Origin of the sequence: uncultured Sphingopyxis sp. (assembly GCF_900078365.1) — a bacterium.
In the GTDB taxonomy this organism is placed as follows: Bacteria; Pseudomonadota; Alphaproteobacteria; order Sphingomonadales; family Sphingomonadaceae; genus Sphingopyxis.
Genome location: NZ_LT598653.1, coordinates 2,810,096 through 2,826,406 on the forward strand (window position 1 = coordinate 2,810,096; position 16,311 = coordinate 2,826,406).

Below are 16,311 nucleotides of genomic sequence, written 5' to 3' on the forward strand. Positions count from 1 at the left end.
CGTCATCCCGGCGTAGGCCGGGATCTCGACCTCGGGTTACGACGCACCGGCGAGATCCCGGCCTACGCCGGGATGACGGAGAAGAAGAGAAGTGGGGGAGCGATGACAAGGACGCGCTGGCTGGGATTGATCGGCGGGCTCGTCGTCTTCTGCATCATGCTTCTGCTCCCCGCGCCCGCGGGCATGGAACTCACCGCGTGGCGCGTCGCGGCGCTGACCGTGTTGATGGCGATCTGGTGGATGACCGAGGCGCTGCCGCTCACCGTCACCGCGCTCCTCCCCTTCCTCACCGTGCCCGCTTTCGGCGTGATGGACGCCAACGCCATCGCCAAGGAATATTATTCGCCGATCCTGTTCCTGATCCTCGGCGGCGCCTTCCTCGCGCTCGCGATCGAGCGCGTCGGGCTGCACCGCCGCCTCGCGCTCGCACTGCTCAAACGCGCCTCCCCCACCGCATCGGGTCTACTCTTCGCCTTCATGACGGCGACCGCGCTGCTCAGCATGTTCATCTCGAACACCTCGACGACGCTGATCATGATCCCGATCGCGCTCGCCGTCGTTCGAGCCGGCGGCGTGCAAGAGGGCGAGACCGATGGCTTCGCGGGCGCGGTGATGATGGGAATCGCCTTCGCCGCCTCGCTCGGCGGACTCGGCACCCTCGTCGGCAGCCCGACCAACGCGATCGCGGCGGGGCTGATCGAAAAGGCGCTCGACTTGCATATCTCCTTCCTCGACTGGGCGATCTACGGAGTGCCGATCGTGCTGCTGTCGATCCCGATCGCGATGGCGATTCTCGCGCGTGTTCAGCGACTTGCCGACCATCCCTTCGACGGAACCGCAGCCGCGGCGGCGCTCGGCAATCAGGCGATCTGGTCGGCCGCCGAGCGCCGCGTCGTCCCGATCTTCCTCCTCGTCCTCGTCGCATGGATCGCGCAGCCGTGGCTCGAGCCGATGCTGCCCAAAGGCGCGCTCACCGACGGCACGATCGCGGTGGCGGGCAGCCTGCTGCTCTTCATCCTGCCCGACGGTACCGGCCGCCCGCTGCTGCTCTGGAAAGAGGCGGACCGCGCGCCGTGGGGCGTCATCATGATGTTCGGCGGCGGGCTCGCGCTCGCCGCCGCGATCACCGCGAGCGGGCTTGCCGCGTGGCTCGGCGCGGTGCTCGCGCCGCTCGGCAGCGTGCCGACGATCCTGCTCGCCGCGACGATCGTCGCGCTCACCATCCTGATCACCGAATTCGCGAGCAATGTCGCGACCGCGAGCGGGATCATGCCCGTGCTCGCGGCGCTGATCGCGGCGACCGGGGTCGATCCGGTGCTGCTCGCGCTTCCCGTCGCGATGGCGGCGAGCTGGGGCTTCATGCTGCCGTCGGGCACCGGCCCCAACGCGCTCGCATGGGCGACGGGCCATATCGCGCTGCCGCGCATCCTGAAGGCGGGGCTCGCGCTCGACATCATCGGCGCGCCGCTGCTGATCGGGATCATCTGGACCATCGCCGCCTTCGCCTGACGCCGCGCAATATAGTTTCAAATGAAACATGGGGCGCTATAAGGGCCGCGATACTCAAGGAGCACCCAATGGTCATGCGCGGCAAACCCAGGACGAACAGCAAGAAGATCGGCGACAAGGAGTTGAACCCCGCCACGCTGATGATGGGGCTCGGCTATGATCCGGTGCTGTCCGAAGGTTCGCTGAAGCCACCGATCTTCCTGACCTCGACCTTCGCTTTCGAAAGCGCGGCGGCGGGCAAGCGTTTCTTCGAACATATCACCGGCAAGCGCGAAGGCCCCGCCGACGGCCTCGTCTATTCGCGCTTCAACGGCCCCAACCAGGAAATTCTCGAGGATCGCCTCGCGGTCTGGGACGGCGCCGACGACAGCCTCGTCTTTTCAAGCGGCATGTCGGCGATCGCCACGCTGCTCCTCGCGCTCGTCGGCCAGAATGACGTGATCGTCCATTCGGGCCCGCTCTATGCCGCGACCGAGACGCTGATCGCGCGCGTCCTGTCGCGCTTCGGCATCGGCTTCGTCGATTTCCCGGCGGGCGCGACGCGCGAGGAAATCGACGCGATCCTTGCCCGCGCGAAGGCGCTGGCGGACAAAAAAGGCGGCAAGGTCGCGCTCGTCTATCTCGAAAGCCCGGCGAATCCGACCAACGCGCTCGTCGATGTCGAAGCGGTCCGCGCCGCGCGCGACGCCGCCTTCACCGGCGATCAGAAACCCGCGATCGCGATCGACAACACCTTCCTCGGCCCGCTGTGGCAGAAGCCGCTCAAACAAGGCGCCGAACTCGTCGTCTACAGCCTCACCAAATATGCCGGCGGCCATTCGGACCTCGTCGCGGGCGGCGTGTCGGGCGATCAGGCGCTGATCAATGCGATCCGCCCGATGCGCAACACGATCGGTACGATCTGCGATCCCAACACCGCCTGGATGCTGCTTCGCAGCCTCGAAACGCTCGAACTGCGTATGAGCCGCGCGGGCGAAAATGCGCTGAAGGTTTGTACGTTCCTCCGCGACCATCCCAAGGTCGAAGGCCTCGGCTATCTCGGCTTTATTCAGGACGCGCGGCAGAAGGACATCTACGACCGCCACTGCACCGGCGCCGGATCGACCTTCTCGCTCTTCATCAAGGGCGGCGAGGAGGAGAGTTTCCGCTTCCTCGACGCACTCAAGATCGCGAAGCTCGCGGTCAGCCTCGGCGGCACCGAGACGCTCGCGAGCCATCCCGCGGCGATGACCCACCTGTCGGTCCCCGACGAGCGCAAGAAGGCGCTCGGCATCACCGACAATCTGGTACGCGTGTCGATCGGGATCGAGGACGCGGACGACCTGATCGCCGACTTCGCGCAGGCGCTGGACGCGGTTTGATCCCGTTCGTCATTGCGAGGAGCGAAGCGACGAAGCAATCTCCAGCTATCGGCAAGGCGGAACGATGGCTGGAGATTGCTTCGCTCCGCTCGCAATGACGACTTCTAATTCTTCCCCCGCCAATCCACCACCTGCCACCCCATCGTCGGTGCCAGCTTCTTGAGCCCCCGCGACGGCGTCGTCGCCACCGCCTCGTCGGCGAAGCGCAGCATCGGGTGGTCGGAGACATGGTCCGAATAGGCGCGGACATGCGTCGCCTCGCGCGTGATGTCGTTCGCCGCCAGCCAGTCCGAGATGCGCGCGAATTTCGCGTCGCCATAGCAATTGTCGCCGGCGAGGCGCGCATGGATATGGTCCGCGCCATCGGGCTCGTCGAGCCGCGTCGCGAGCACGTCGTCGATCCCCAGCCGCCGCGCGATCGCATCGACATAAAGATGGAAAGACGCGGTCGCGAGCAGCAGCCGGTATCCGGCCTCGCGATCGGCGGCGATCTGCTCGAGCGCCGCCGGATGCAAGCCCCGTGCGACCACCTTGTCGGCATAGCTTTCGGCGAGCGGCGCGATCTCGGCGCGGCGGAAACGCTTTCCCACCAGCAGCCGAAGGTTGATCGCCTTCAGCCGCGAACGGTCGATCAGCCGCAGCCCATAGGCCGCCCCCGCCAGCCCGACGAGCGGCAGGAGCAGGAGCCGCCATTGCTGGCGACGGCGCGCAACATGGATGAGGAAACCGCTGTAAGTGCCTGAACGCGTTATCGTCCGGTCCATGTCGTACATGGCGACGCGATGCGCATAATCGGGAACGGAAATGGCGGGCGGGTCGTCCATCCCTCTTCCTTAGTTGGGGGGCTGACCGCCGCCAAGACCCGACAAGCTGGACCATGGATTCGCTTGCCGTCATCGGGCAAATAAGACAATGTCGCCCGCACGATGGTGGCTAGGGCGGATTTCGAACATAGCGACGGTGCCGGCGGCGCCGAAGTCCGCTTCACCGGCCGGCTGACGCTCGCCCGCCTCGGCGACGTGCCCGCGCGGCTCGACGCGCTCGGCCCGATCGCGACGATCGACCTGTCGGCGATCGACCGGATCGACACGGTCGGCGCGTGGATCGTGACGCGCACCGCCAAGGAACATGGATCGAAGGTGATCGGCGCGAGCGCCGAGGCGGAACGGCTGCTCGACGCGCTCGCCAGCGACAAGAGCGAATATCGCGTCCACCGCGACCGCCGCCCGGCGTGGATGCGCATGCTCGAACAGGTCGGCGACGCGAGCGTCGCGATCTGGAACGAGCTGCTCGGCATCGTCGGCTTTTTCGGCGCGATGATCGTAGCCATCTTCAACCAGATTCGCGCCCGCCGCCGCCTGCGCTGGAACGCCATCGTCACGCGCTTCCAGACCGTCGGCGTCGATGCGCTCCCCATCATCGGCCTGATGAGCTTCCTCATCGGCATCGTCATCGCGCAGCAGGGCGCGGTGCAGCTCGAGCAATTCGGGCTCGAGGTGTTCACGATCAACCTCGTCGGCCGCGCCTCGATCCGCGAACTCGGCCTGCTGATGACCGCGATCATGGTCGCGGGCCGCTCGGGGTCGGCCTTTGCCGCGCAGATCGGCACGATGAAGCTGACCGAAGAGGTCGATGCGATGCGCACCATCGGGGTCTCCCCCATGGAGGCGATCGTGCTGCCGCGCGTCGCCGCATCGACGATCACCATGCCGCTGCTCGGCTTTTACGCCAGCCTGTGCGCGATCGCGGGCGGCGGCCTCTTCTCTTGGGTCGGGCTCGACATCCCGCCGCTCACCTATATCCAGCGGCTGCGAGAGATCATCCCGATGACCGATTTCTGGATCATGCTGATCAAGGCGCCGGTGTTCGGCGTCCTGATCGGCGTCACCGGATGCTATGAGGGGATGCAGGTGCGCCAGAATGCCGAAGAGGTCGGGCAGCGGACAACCTCGGCGGTGGTCGCCGCGATTTTCCTCGTCATCGTCCTCGACGCCTTCTTCGCGGTCTTCTTCTCTTCGCTCGGATGGAATTGATGGCCGAAGAGACCGACAACGAAATCCGCGAGGAGCTGGCGGCCGCCGATGCGGTGCGGCCCGAGAAGTTCGAACGCGCCATATGTATCCGCGGCCTCAGGAACCAGTTCGGCGACGCGGTGATCCATGACGGGCTCGACCTCGACGTGCGCTCGGGCGAGATATTGGGCGTCGTCGGCGGATCGGGTACCGGCAAGTCGGTGCTGATGCGCTCGATCATCGGGCTGCAAACGCCGACCGCGGGCGAGATCGAGGTCTATGGCAAGACGCTCGACACGATCGCGGACGAAGAGGAATCGCGCGACCTGCGCCGGCGCTGGGGCGTGATGTTCCAGGGCGGCGCGCTGTTTTCGACGCTCAGCGTCGCCGAGAATATCCAGGTCCCGCTGCGCGAATATTATCCGCGGCTCGACAAGCAACTGCTCGACGAGATCGCCGCCTACAAGGTCGAAATGGTCGGCCTGCCGCCCGACGCGGGACCCAAATATCCGGCCGAGCTGTCGGGCGGGATGGTCAAGCGCGCAGGCCTCGCGCGCGCGCTCGCGCTCGACCCCGCGCTGCTTTTCCTCGACGAGCCGACCGCGGGGCTCGACCCGATCGGTGCCGCCAAATTCGACGAGCTGATCCGCGAACTCGCCGACACGATGGGTCTCACGGTCTTTCTCATCACCCACGATCTCGATACGCTCTACGCCACTTGCGACCGTGTCGCGGTGCTTGCGGAAAAGAAGGTGATCGCGGTCGGAACCATCCCCGAACTGCTTGCCACCGAGCATCCGTGGATACAGGATTATTTCAACGGACCGCGCGGCCGTGCCGCCGCGGGCTGCAACGTCGCAACCGGGCGGCAGGATAGGAAAAGCTGATGGAAACACGGTCGAACAATGTGCTCGTCGGCGCTTTCGTCCTCCTTTTCACCGCCGCGCTCGCCTTTTTTGTCGTATGGCTCGCCAACGACAGCGGCGGGGCCAAACGCGAATATGACATATTCTTCAAACAGTCGGTCGACGGGCTTAACAAGGGTGCGCAAGTGCAGTTCTCCGGCGTCCCGTCGGGACAGGTGCGCGAAATCGCGCTGTGGCCCGACGATCCGCAGTTCGTGCGCGTGCGGATCGAGGTCAACGAGAATGTCCCGATCCTCCAGGGCACGACTGCCGCGCTCGAAGGCGTCGGCTTCACGGGTGTGTCGCAAATCTCGCTCGATGGCGCGGTCAAGGGCGCACCCCCGATCGCCGACAAGGGGCCGGCGGGCAAGCCGGTGATCCCGACGCGCGTCGGCGGGCTCGGCGAACTGCTCAACACCGCACCGCAGCTGCTCCAGCGCCTCTCGACGCTCAGCGAGCGCCTCGCCGAACTCGCGAACGACAAAAATCAGGAAAGCTTCGCCAATATATTGAACAATATCGAAGCGACGACCGCGACGCTCGCGCGCAACGGCCCGGCGCTCGAACGCGCGCTCGCCGACACGCGGATCGCGGTGCAGCAGGCGGGTCAGGCGGCCGAGCAGATCGGCAGCCTCGCCGCCGCGACGCAGGGGACGATCGACCGCAACGTCGACCCGGCGATGCGCAACCTGCGCGATACGCTCGCCTCCGCGAACGAGTCGATGAAGACGCTCGAGGGGGCGATCGCCGATGCGCGGCCCGGCCTCAAGACCTTCAGCGAAACGACGATCCCCGAAGCCAATGCGCTGATCCGCGATCTGCGCCGCACTTCGGCCTCGCTGTCGAGCCTGACCGACAAGCTCGACCAGCAAGGCGCCGGCGCGATTCTCGGCGGCAGCAAACTGCCCGATTACAAGGAATGAGGATGCCCATGATGCGTAGACTTCGCGCCCCGCTGATTGCCGCTGCCGCCGCCGCGACGCTGTCGGGCTGCATCGGGCTCGGCGGCAAGACGCCTCCCTTCCTGCTGACGCTCGATCCCGAGACCGCGCCGCAGGCGGGCGCCGCGCGCACCGCGGCCGAGGCGGCGACGCTGACGATCCTGATCCCGACCGCGCCGCAAAAATTGCGCACGACGCGCATCCCAGTGCAACAGGACGGTGCGAGCGTGACCTATGTGAAGGACGCGCAATGGGTCGAGGCGCCCTCGCGCCTGTTTCAGCGGCTGGTGTCCGAAACCGTCGCCGCGCGCACGTCGCGCGTCGTGCTCGACGAAGGGCAATATCTGACCGCGCCGGGCGAGCAGCTCGCGGGCCAGCTGATGGAATTCGGCGTCGATGCGCGCACGAACGAGGCGGTCGTCGCCTATCAGGCTATGCTGGTGGCGGCGGGGGGCAAGACGGTCACCCAGCGCCGCTTCGAGGTGCGCGAGCCGATCGGCGGCAAGGTCGAAGCGAAGCCCGTCGGCGAAGCGCTGACCCGCGCCGCGAACAGGGTCGCGGTGGACGTCGCGGGATGGCTGGGCGGATAGCAATCCTGCGGCTCGCGTTCCTTGCAAGCGCATGAGGTGCTTGCCGCCGCGGACAAGCTGATCTAAGGCGCGCGCCCACAACACCCTTTCTGTCGATTCGTGCAGCCTCTTTCGGGTTTCCGGCTGCGCTATTCCTTTCGAGCCCGCAGACTTGAAAGGATCATGCCATGGCATGGATCATCCTCACGATCGCCGTTTTCACCGAAATCTGCTGGGCGCTCAGCCTCAAATGGGCCGCCACGATCGGCACCTGGCAGGCCTCGATCCTTCCCGTTTCGCTGAGCTTCCTCAACATGGCGCTGCTGGCCTTCGCGATGCGCGGCATTTCCGCCGGCACCGCCTATGCGATCTGGACCGGGCTGGGCGCGGTCGGGGTGATCGTCGGCGGGATGGTCTTCTTCAATGAGAAGGTCAGCGCGGTGCAAGTCGGCTTCATGGCGCTGATCGTTATCGGGGTCGTGGGGACGAAGCTGTTTTCAGCGAGTTGAGCGGGGAAACACAGCCAAGGGCCGGATGCTACCCCTTCGGCTCCCCACCCCCAAAACCGCCTCACCCCATCAAACTCTTCGACGCCTGCTCGGTGACGTCGCGCGAAAGCCCGGGCTGCGCCAATATCCGCTCCAGCTCGGCCCGCATGAGCGCCTGCCGTCCCTCGTCGAACCGCTTCCAGCGGCCAAGCGGCGGGATCATCCTGGCCGCGGTCTGCGGATTTTTCGGGTCGAGCGCGATGACGAGGTCGGCGATCAGCCGATAGCCCGCGCCGTCGGCGCGGTGGAATGCCGCCTGGTTGCCCGTCAGTGCGCCATAGAGCGACCGCACGCGGTTAGGGTTCGCGAGCGTGAAGTCGGGATGCCGCGCGAGTTCCTTCACCGCATCGACCGTATCGGGGCGCAGTGACCAGGCCTGCACCTGGAACCATTTGTCGAGCACCAGCGGATTGTCGCGATAGCGTTGATAGAAGATGTCGAGCGCCGCGACACGCTCTTCGCTGTCGCCATGCGCGAGCGTCGCGAGCGCCGCCTGCCGCTCGGTCATCCCGTCGGCACTGGAGAAAATGCCAAAGGCGAGCGCCGCGGCATCGTCGAGACCCGCCGCCGCCAGATAGGCGAGCGCGACGCCGCGCAGCCGCCGCGCCCCCTTCGCGCCGGGCGACAGGTCGGTCGCCGGCGGGGCATCGCCGGAAAGGACCGCGCGCCATTCCGCTTCGAGCGCAGCGCCGATCGCCGCCTGCAACGCCAGCCGCTCGCGGCGGATCGCATCGGGATCGACCGTCACCATCTGGTCGCCGATAAAGGCTTCGCTGGGAAGCAGCACCGCCTCGGCGACGAAGGCGGGGTCATTCGCGCGGCTGCCAAGCGTTTGCCCGACGGCGTCGATCACGGCGCGATTATCGGCCGCCTTGCCCGACACCGCGGCGACGAGCGTGTCGAGCATCAGCTGCTGCAACGCTTCATAGCGGGCGAAGGGATCGTCGTCGTGCGCGGCAAGCCAGGCGAGTTCGCCCTCCTCGCGCGCGAAATCGACGATCACCGGCGCCGAAAAGCCGCGGTTGATCGAAAGCATCGGCCGGCTCCGATAGCGCCCCAGCGGCACCGCCATTTCGGCGCGGTCGAGCAGCACGAGCCGCTCGCCCTCGCCATCGCCGCCGGCCCGGTCATAAGCCTTGATGCGCAGCGGGATCAGCATCGGCGCCTTGTCGGGCTGCCCCGGCGTCGGCGGGACGAGCTGCGCCAGATGCAGCGTGTGATCGCCGGTCGCCGCGTCAACGTCGATCCGCGCGGTGATACGCGGCGTGCCTGCCTGCCCGTACCAGAGGCGGAACTGGGTGAGGTCCAGCCCCGCGCCCTCCTCGATCGCCTTGACGAAATCCTCGCAGGTCGCCGCCTCGCCGTCGTGGCGCTCGAAATAGAGGTCGGTGCCCTTGCGGAACCGCTCGGGGCCGACCATCGTCGCCATCATGCGGATGATCTCGGCGCCCTTGTTATAGACGGTGGCGGTGTAGAAATTCGAGATTTCCTGATAGGAGTCGGGGCGGATCGGGTGCGCCAGCGGCCCGGCATCCTCGGGGAATTGCGCCGCGCGGAGCAGGCGGACATCCTCGATCCGCTTGACCGCGGGCGATCCCATGTCGGCCGAAAAGCTCTGGTCGCGAAAGACGGTGAAGCCTTCCTTCAAACTGAGCTGGAACCAGTCGCGGCAGGTGACGCGGTTGCCCGACCAGTTATGGAAATATTCATGCGCAACGACGCCTTCAACCCCGTCATAGTCGAGGTCGGTCGCGGTGTCCGGGTCGGCGAGGATATAGCGGGTGTTGAAGATGTTGAGCCCCTTGTTCTCCATCGCCCCCATGTTGAAATCGCCGACCGCGACGATGTTGAACAGGTCGAGGTCATATTCGCGGCCATAGACCGCCTCGTCCCATTTCATGCTGTTCTTGAGCGCATCCATCGCGTGGCCGGTGCGATCGAGATCGCCCTCGCGCACCCAGATGCCGAGTTCGACCTTGCGTCCCGACATGGTAGTGAAGCTGTCCCGGTTGACGACAAGGTCGCCCGCGACGAGCGCGAAGAGATAGGAAGGCTTCGGCCACGGATCTTCCCACAGCGCCCAATGTTTGCCATCCTCGCCCTCTCCCCGCTCGACGCAATTGCCGTTCGACAGCAGGATCGGGAACGCCGCCTTGTCACCCTCCATGCGAACCTTGTAGCGGCTCAGCACGTCGGGCCGGTCGGGGTGGAAGGTGATGCGGCGAAAGCCCTCGGCTTCGCACTGGGTGCAAAGCATGGCGTTCGACGCATAGAGCCCCATCAACTGGGTGTTCGCCGCGGGGTTGATGACCGTCTCGATTTCCACCGTCGCCGCGGTCCGCTCGCCGAGATCGACGATCAGGTCCAGGCAGGCCGGTGGAAAACATCTGGGTCACCGACATCGAGGGCGTGGTGTACGAGGGCCGCACCGTGCTGATGGACCCAGATGTTTTCCACCGGCACGCCGAGATCGACGATCAGGTCGTCGCCGTCCATGCGCCAGTCGTTCCAGCTCTCGCCGTCGACGCGCACCGCGGCGGGGGTCAGCCCGTCGCCCCGCAGCATCAGCGGCGTCGGCGCATCGGCATGGCGCACGACCGACAGCGCCGCGGCGACCTTTGTTTCCTCGAGCCCCAGCGCGAAATCGAGCGCGATGTCGGGAACCTGCCATTCGGGCGGGCGATAATCGCCGCGATGGATGGTGACAGGAATGGCGGGGGTGGAAGAGAGGTCGGTCATCCAATCGATCTAGGCAGGACGCCGCCGACGCGCAATAAGGCGCGCGATGGCACAGATGCTGATTTTCGGAATGGGCTATGCCGCGAGCCGCCTCGCCGAGCGCCTGCGCGCGCGCGGGTGGGAGGTCGAGGGCACGACGCAGGGCGGGCGTGCAGGCAGCATCGCTTTCAGCGACGAGCGCGCGGTACATGCGGCGCTGCGCGGCGCGACGTATATCCTCTCGTCGGTCCCGCCAGCCGACGGCGGCGACCCCGTGCTCGCGCGCTATGGCGAAGCCATCGCGCTCGCGCCCGCGACATGGATCGGCTATCTTTCATCGACCGGCGTTTATGGCGATACCGGCGGCGCGTGGGTCGATGAAAGCGCGCCGGTCAAGGGCCGCCGTGCGGATCGCAACGCCGCCGATGCAGCGTGGCAGGCGCTGCGCGGCGATGTTCGCGTCTTTCGCCTGCCTGGCATCTATGGCCCCGGTCGTTCGATCCTCGATCGCATCCGCGAAGCCCGCGCGCACCGGATCGACCTGCCGGATCAGGTCTTCAGCCGCATCCATATCGACGATATTGCGGGCGGCGTGATCGCGTCATTCCGGGGCCCGCCAGGCATCTACAATCTCGCCGATGACGAGCCGTGCCACCAGAACCGGCTCGTCGAATGGGGCTGCGCGAAGCTCGGCGCGCCGCTGCCGCCGCTCCGGACGCTCGACGAAGCCGGCCTCTCGCCCGCCGCGCGCGCCTTCTACGCCGAAAACCGCCGCGTCGCGAACGGCAAGGCGAAGCGGCTGCTCGGCTGGGCCCCGCGCTATCCGTCGTTTCGGGAGGGTCTGGCGAGTTTGACCTGACCCCATCTCGTCATTCCCGCGAAAGCGGGAACCCAGCGAGCAGACGCTGCAACTGGGTTCCCGCTTTCGCGGGAATGACGGAAAAAATTGGGTGGGCTAGATCAGTACATCCACCGTGTGGATCAGCACACCGACCAGCCCGCCGACGAGCGTGCCGTTGATGCGGATATATTGGAGGTCGTCGCCGACGGCATTTTCCAGCCGGTCGGTGATCGTCTTCGCATCCCAGCCGCGGATCGTGTCCGACACCAGCTTGAGCGCCGTCTCGCCATAGCTGTCGACCATGCCGACCACCGCGCGGCGCGCATAGCGGTTGAGCGTGCGCTTGATCGCGGCGTCCTCGCCGAGCATCGCGCCGAACTGGGTGACGAGCTCGCCGATCCGCCCCGCAAGCATCGTATCGGGATTGCGCGCCGCCTTGAGCAGCGCACTGCGGCCCTGCTCCCACAGGCCGTCGAGCCACCGTTTGACCGCCTTGTTCTCGAGCAGTTCGTCGCGGACCTTGGCGACCTTGGCCTTGACCTCGGGATCGTGCTGGAGGTCGAGCGCCATCTTGGCGAGCCCTTCCTCGACGCGGATGCGCAGCGGATGCGTCTCGTCGACCGCCATTTCGCTCAGCAGCTTCGACAGCCCCGCGACGATGCGGTTCGAGATGCTCTCGTCGAGCCCGGTGAAACGCACGATCGCATTCGAATTGTCGTGGACCATCTGGTGGATCAGATGCTCGTTGAGTTCGAGCGTCTTCGATCCCCATTTGACCATCGCATCCAGTAAGGGTTGATGCCGCCCCTCGGCCAGCGCCGCCTGCAGCGCCTGTCCGAGCAGCGGCGCGACGTCGAGTTCGCGCAACCGGTCGGCGATCGCCGACTTGACCATGCCGCCGAGCCGCTGCTGGTCGAGCGCGCCGAGCCCGTCGGCGATGATCCGCGACGCGCCGAGGCGCAACCGCCCACCGCCCTCGCCCGGTTCGGAGAGGAATTTGCCGACCGCGCCCGCGACGTCGACCGTCTGCATCTTGCGCGCGATCAGGCGCGGCAGCAGGAAATTGGTGAGCAGGAAACGCGCGAGCGTGTCGCCGATACGGTTCTTGTTGCGCGGCACGATGGCGGTGTGGGGGATCGGCAGCCCCATCGGGTGGCGGAACAGCGCGGTGACCGCGAACCAGTCGGCGAGCCCGCCGACCATCGCCGCTTCGGCGAAGGCGCGGACGAAGCCGACCGCGGGATGGACGTCCTGATAAGTTTTGGCGCCGACGAAGACGATCGCCATGACGATCAGCATGCCGGTCGCGACGACGCGGATATTGGAGCCTTTCGCCGCGATGGCGACGCCCATCGGCCGGCTGGAAGCGATGTCGGTCATGCGAACCAAATGGCGAAACGGGGCAAAGGTTGCAACCGGCGCGGTCGATCGCCGCGCCGGCCGCTCCTCATGTCACTCCGCCGGATCGGGCGCGGGCGCCGCGTGCGGCCGCGTGTCGTCGCCCGCCTTGTAGGTCAGCAGGTTCGTCGAGAAGAAGCGGCCGAGGCGCTTCTCGATGCTGTCGGCGAGGCTGAAGCCCGCCGGCACGATCAGCAGCGTCAGCAGCGTCGACAGGATCAGCCCGCCGATCACGACCACGCCCATCGGCGCGCGCCACGCGCCGTCGCCCGACAGCGAGATCGCCGTGGGGATCATGCCCGCGACCATCGCGACCGTGGTCATCACGATCGGCTGCGCGCGCTTGCGGCCCGCATCCATCAGCGCCGCGGTCTTGCCGATCCCCTTGTCCATTTCCTCGATCGCGAAATCAACGAGCAGGATCGAATTCTTGGCGACGATGCCGAGCAGCATCAGCAGCCCGATGAACACGGGCATCGACACCTCCATGCCCGTGACGAGCAGACCGAGCAGCCCTCCGAGCGGCGCGAGCAACAGCGACGACATGTTGACGAGCGGCGACAGGAAGCGGCGATAGAGCAGCACCAGCGTCGCGAACACCAGCAGTAGGCCCGAAACGACCGCGACCATGAAATTGGTCAGCATCTCGGCCTGCCATTTGGCGTCGCCCTGGATGACCTTGCGGATGCCCTGCGGCATATTCTTGATCGACGGCAGCGCGTCGATCTTTTTCTGCGCGTCGCCCGTCACCAGCCCCGGCGCGAGGTCGGCGCCGATCACGATACGCCGCGTCTGGTTGTAACGGCGAAGCTCGGTCGGGCCCGCGCCAAAGCCGATCTCCGCGACGGCTTTCAGCGGCACCGTCGTCCCGCTCGACGTCGGAACCGGCAGATTCTCGATCGTCGCGAGGCTGCGGCGCGAATCCTCGGACAGCAGCACGCGGATCGGAATCTGGCGATCGGACAGCGAGAATTTCGCGGCATTCTGGTCGATGTCGCCCAGCGTCGCGATGCGGATCGTCTGGCTGAGCGCCGCGGTCGTCACGCCAAGCTCGGCGGCGAGGTCCATGCGCGGATTGACGATGATCTCGGGACGCGGAATGTCGCCCTCGATACGCGGTGCGCGCAGTTCCTTGAGCCCACGCATCTCGCCGACGATCTTGTTCGCATGGCGTTCGAGCGCCACCGGATCGTCGCCGCCGATGATGAAGGTGATGTCGCGGCCCGAAAAACCGCCCGACTGGCTCTGGAACGATACGCGCGCGTCGGGAATCGCCGCCATCTTCGGCTGCAGGCCGCGCTCCCATTCGACGCTGGTGACCGGCCGGTCCTTCTTCAGCGTCAGAAAGGCATTCCCGCCGGCGATATTGACGTCGTAAAAGGCGTTTTCGACGATGGGATCGTCGCGCAGGATCGCGTTGATCTGGTCGGCGATCTTCTCGCTCTGCGCGAGCGTCGTGCCCGGCGGCAGCTCATAGCGGATCTGGCTGTAGTCGCTGTTGGTGGTCGGCTGGAACTGCTGCGGCAGGATACCGAACAGACCGAGGCTCGAGAGAAAGGCCAGGATGCCGATGCCGACGATCCACACGCGATGGTCGAACAGACGCGCATAGGCGCGCTGGACCATGAACTTCGCCCAATTGGTGAAGGCAAAGCGGCGCATGCCCATGGCATGTGCGATTGCTCCGCCCACGATCATCAGCAGGCTGGTCAAAAGCAGGACCATGATCGCCGACAGCGGCGTCATCAGCAGGAAATGCAGCGCGGGGTTGGGCGCATCCTGTCCCGCCGGCACCGGCTGGAAATATTGGAAGGTCAGCGCAAGCACCGCGATGCCCGCGAAAATGAACGGCACCAGGAAGAAGATCAGCCGCGTCGGGAACGCCTCGTAGCGCGCCTTCACCGTCTTCTGCTTCGCGCTGTCGAGCGTGAAGGCGAGCACGCGTTCATAGCGGTCGATCCACGGCCCTTCGGCGTGGCTCTGTTCGCCCTGCGCCGACAGGAAATAGGCCGCGATCATCGGCGTGATCATGCGCGCGACGGCAAGGCTCATCAGCACCGCGAAGACGACGGTCATGCCGAACTGGATAAAGAACTGCCCCGACACGCCGGGCATCAGCGCGACCGGCAGGAACACCGCGACGATCGACATCGTCGTCGCGACGACCGCGAGGCCGATCTCGTCGGCGGCGTCGATCGACGCCTGATAGGCGGTCTTGCCCATGCGCATGTGCCGGACGATATTCTCGATCTCGACGATCGCGTCGTCGACGAGCACCCCGGCGACGAGGCTCAGCGCGAGCAGCGACAGGCCGTTCAGCGAAAAGCCCATCATCTCCATGAACCAGAAGGTCGGGATCGCCGACAGCGGGATCGCGAGCGCGCTGATCAGCGTCGCGCGCCAGTCGCGCAGGAACAGGAAGACGACGACGACCGCGAGCACCGCGCCCTCGATCATCGCGAGCATCGAACTGCGATATTGTTCCTTGGTATATTCGGTGCGGGTGAACAGGATCTTGAAGTCGACCTTGGGGTTGTTCTTCTTGATCTGCTCCAGCTTCTTCATCGTCTCGTCGTGGATCGTTACGTCCGACGCGCCCTTCGCCTTTTCGATCGAAAAGCTGAGCACCTGACGCCCGCCGATCTTCGCGAGGTTGCGCTGCTCGGCATAGCCGTCGGTGACCCTGGCGACGTCGGCGAGGCGTATGGTGCGGCCGTTGCCGATCGAGATGCGCGTCTCGCTGAGCTGATAGGCACTGCCCGCATTGCCGAGCACGCGCACCGCTTGTTCGGAGCCCGCGATCTCAGTGCGCCCGCCCGCGGCGTTGACGTTCACCTGCCGCAACTGCTGGTTCACCTGACTCGCGGTCAGGCCATAGCTTTGCATCCGCGCGGGATCGAGGATGACGCGAATTTCGCGGTCGACGCCGCCCGAGCGGCTGACCTGGCTCATCCCGGGGATCGAGAGCAGCTCCTTCGCGACCGTATTGTCGACGAACCATGACAGCTGTTCGAGCGTCATGTCGGTCGCCTCGACCGCGAAATAGGTGATCGGGCCGCCCGCGATGTCGACGCGCACGACCTGCGGTTCGAGAATACCGTCGGGCAGGTCGCTGCGGATTTGCTGAATCGCCTGATTGACGTCGTTATAGGCGCGGTCGATCGGCGTACCGATCGCGAATTGCACGAAGGTCCGGCTGTTGCCTTCGCTGACATAGGACGACATTTCGTCGACCCCGCTCACGCCGCGGATCGCCGCTTCGACGCGCTGGGTGACCTGCGTTTCCAATTCGGTCGGCGCGGCGCCCGGCTGCACGACGATCACCTGCACCGCCGGAAATTCGACGTCGGGATTGTCGTTGACGTCCATCCGGTTGAAGCTGACGAGCCCCGCGAGCAGCAGCAGTATGAACAGGACGATCGGCGGCACCGGATTGCGGATGCACCAAGCGGAAATATTGCGGAAACTCATGACTCAGGCGCCCTTGTGCGAATGCGAGGCCGATGACC

Annotated in this window: 13 protein-coding genes; 8 read left to right on the top strand and 5 right to left on the bottom strand. The window is 66.1% G+C overall.

All coding sequences use genetic code 11. The annotated features are described in order from the left end of the window. Positions 1–102 precede the first annotated feature (102 nt). On the top strand, positions 103–1,509 hold the full coding sequence (locus tag QZL87_RS12990) for a DASS family sodium-coupled anion symporter (protein ID WP_295320040.1): 1,407 nt from the start codon (positions 103–105) through the stop codon (positions 1,507–1,509). Positions 1,510–1,577: 68 nt separating this feature from the next. Further along, positions 1,578–2,870 carry a cystathionine gamma-synthase family protein gene (locus QZL87_RS12995; RefSeq protein ID WP_295320042.1) on the top strand — a complete coding sequence of 431 codons (1,293 nt, stop codon included), beginning with the start codon at positions 1,578–1,580 and terminating at the stop codon, positions 2,868–2,870. Positions 2,871–2,974: 104 nt separating this feature from the next. Here the strand turns inward: QZL87_RS12995 and QZL87_RS13000 are convergent, their stop codons facing one another. Further along, a complete protein-coding gene (locus tag QZL87_RS13000) occupies positions 2,975–3,694 on the bottom strand; it encodes an HAD-IB family hydrolase (protein WP_295320044.1) in 720 nt (239 codons plus the stop codon). A 102-nt stretch (positions 3,695–3,796) separates the two neighbouring features. On the opposite strand from QZL87_RS13000, the gene QZL87_RS13005 reads away from it, so the two are divergent. The 5 genes from QZL87_RS13005 to QZL87_RS13025 all read left to right on the top strand — a co-directional run bounded on the left by QZL87_RS13005 (position 3,797) and on the right by QZL87_RS13025 (position 7,806). After that, positions 3,797–4,903, top strand: coding sequence for an ABC transporter permease (locus QZL87_RS13005; RefSeq protein ID WP_295320045.1), 1,107 nt, complete (start codon positions 3,797–3,799; stop codon positions 4,901–4,903). Further along, positions 4,903–5,769, top strand: a complete 867-nt coding sequence (locus QZL87_RS13010) for an ABC transporter ATP-binding protein (protein ID WP_295320046.1) — start codon at positions 4,903–4,905, stop codon at positions 5,767–5,769. Before QZL87_RS13005 ends, QZL87_RS13010 begins: the two co-directional genes overlap by 1 nt. Further along, a complete protein-coding gene (locus QZL87_RS13015; RefSeq protein WP_295320048.1) occupies positions 5,769–6,710 on the top strand; it encodes an MlaD family protein in 942 nt (313 codons plus the stop codon). Before QZL87_RS13010 ends, QZL87_RS13015 begins: the two co-directional genes overlap by 1 nt. A gap of 8 nt (positions 6,711–6,718) precedes the next feature. Next, entirely contained in the window at positions 6,719–7,318 is a 600-nt protein-coding gene (locus QZL87_RS13020) for an ABC-type transport auxiliary lipoprotein family protein (protein WP_295320050.1), read from the top strand. Positions 7,319–7,485: 167 nt separating this feature from the next. Further along, positions 7,486–7,806, top strand: a complete 321-nt coding sequence (locus QZL87_RS13025) for a multidrug efflux SMR transporter (protein ID WP_295320052.1) — start codon at positions 7,486–7,488, stop codon at positions 7,804–7,806. Positions 7,807–7,867: 61 nt separating this feature from the next. On the opposite strand, the gene pepN is transcribed toward QZL87_RS13025, so the two are convergent. Both pepN and QZL87_RS13035 read right to left on the bottom strand, forming a co-directional pair. Beyond that, a complete protein-coding gene (pepN, locus tag QZL87_RS13030) occupies positions 7,868–10,213 on the bottom strand; it encodes an aminopeptidase N (protein ID WP_295326886.1) in 2,346 nt (781 codons plus the stop codon). After that, positions 10,204–10,584, bottom strand: a complete 381-nt coding sequence (locus tag QZL87_RS13035; protein WP_295320054.1) for a hypothetical protein — start codon at positions 10,582–10,584, stop codon at positions 10,204–10,206. The genes pepN and QZL87_RS13035 overlap by 10 nt, the downstream gene beginning before the upstream one ends. A gap of 46 nt (positions 10,585–10,630) precedes the next feature. Here QZL87_RS13035 and QZL87_RS13040 point away from each other — a divergent pair, with 46 nt between their 5' ends. Continuing rightward, complete coding sequence (locus QZL87_RS13040; RefSeq protein WP_295320056.1) at positions 10,631–11,422, top strand: SDR family NAD(P)-dependent oxidoreductase; 792 nt, start codon at positions 10,631–10,633, stop codon at positions 11,420–11,422. A gap of 96 nt (positions 11,423–11,518) precedes the next feature. On the opposite strand, the gene QZL87_RS13045 is transcribed toward QZL87_RS13040, so the two are convergent. Both QZL87_RS13045 and QZL87_RS13050 read right to left on the bottom strand, forming a co-directional pair. Beyond that, positions 11,519–12,784: a DUF445 domain-containing protein gene (locus tag QZL87_RS13045; RefSeq protein ID WP_295320059.1), complete on the bottom strand. Its 1,266-nt coding sequence runs from the start codon at positions 12,782–12,784 to the stop codon at positions 11,519–11,521. Between the two features lie 72 nt (positions 12,785–12,856). Beyond that, positions 12,857–16,273: an efflux RND transporter permease subunit gene (locus QZL87_RS13050; RefSeq protein WP_295320062.1), complete on the bottom strand. Its 3,417-nt coding sequence runs from the start codon at positions 16,271–16,273 to the stop codon at positions 12,857–12,859. Between the last annotated feature and the right edge of the window lie 38 nt (positions 16,274–16,311).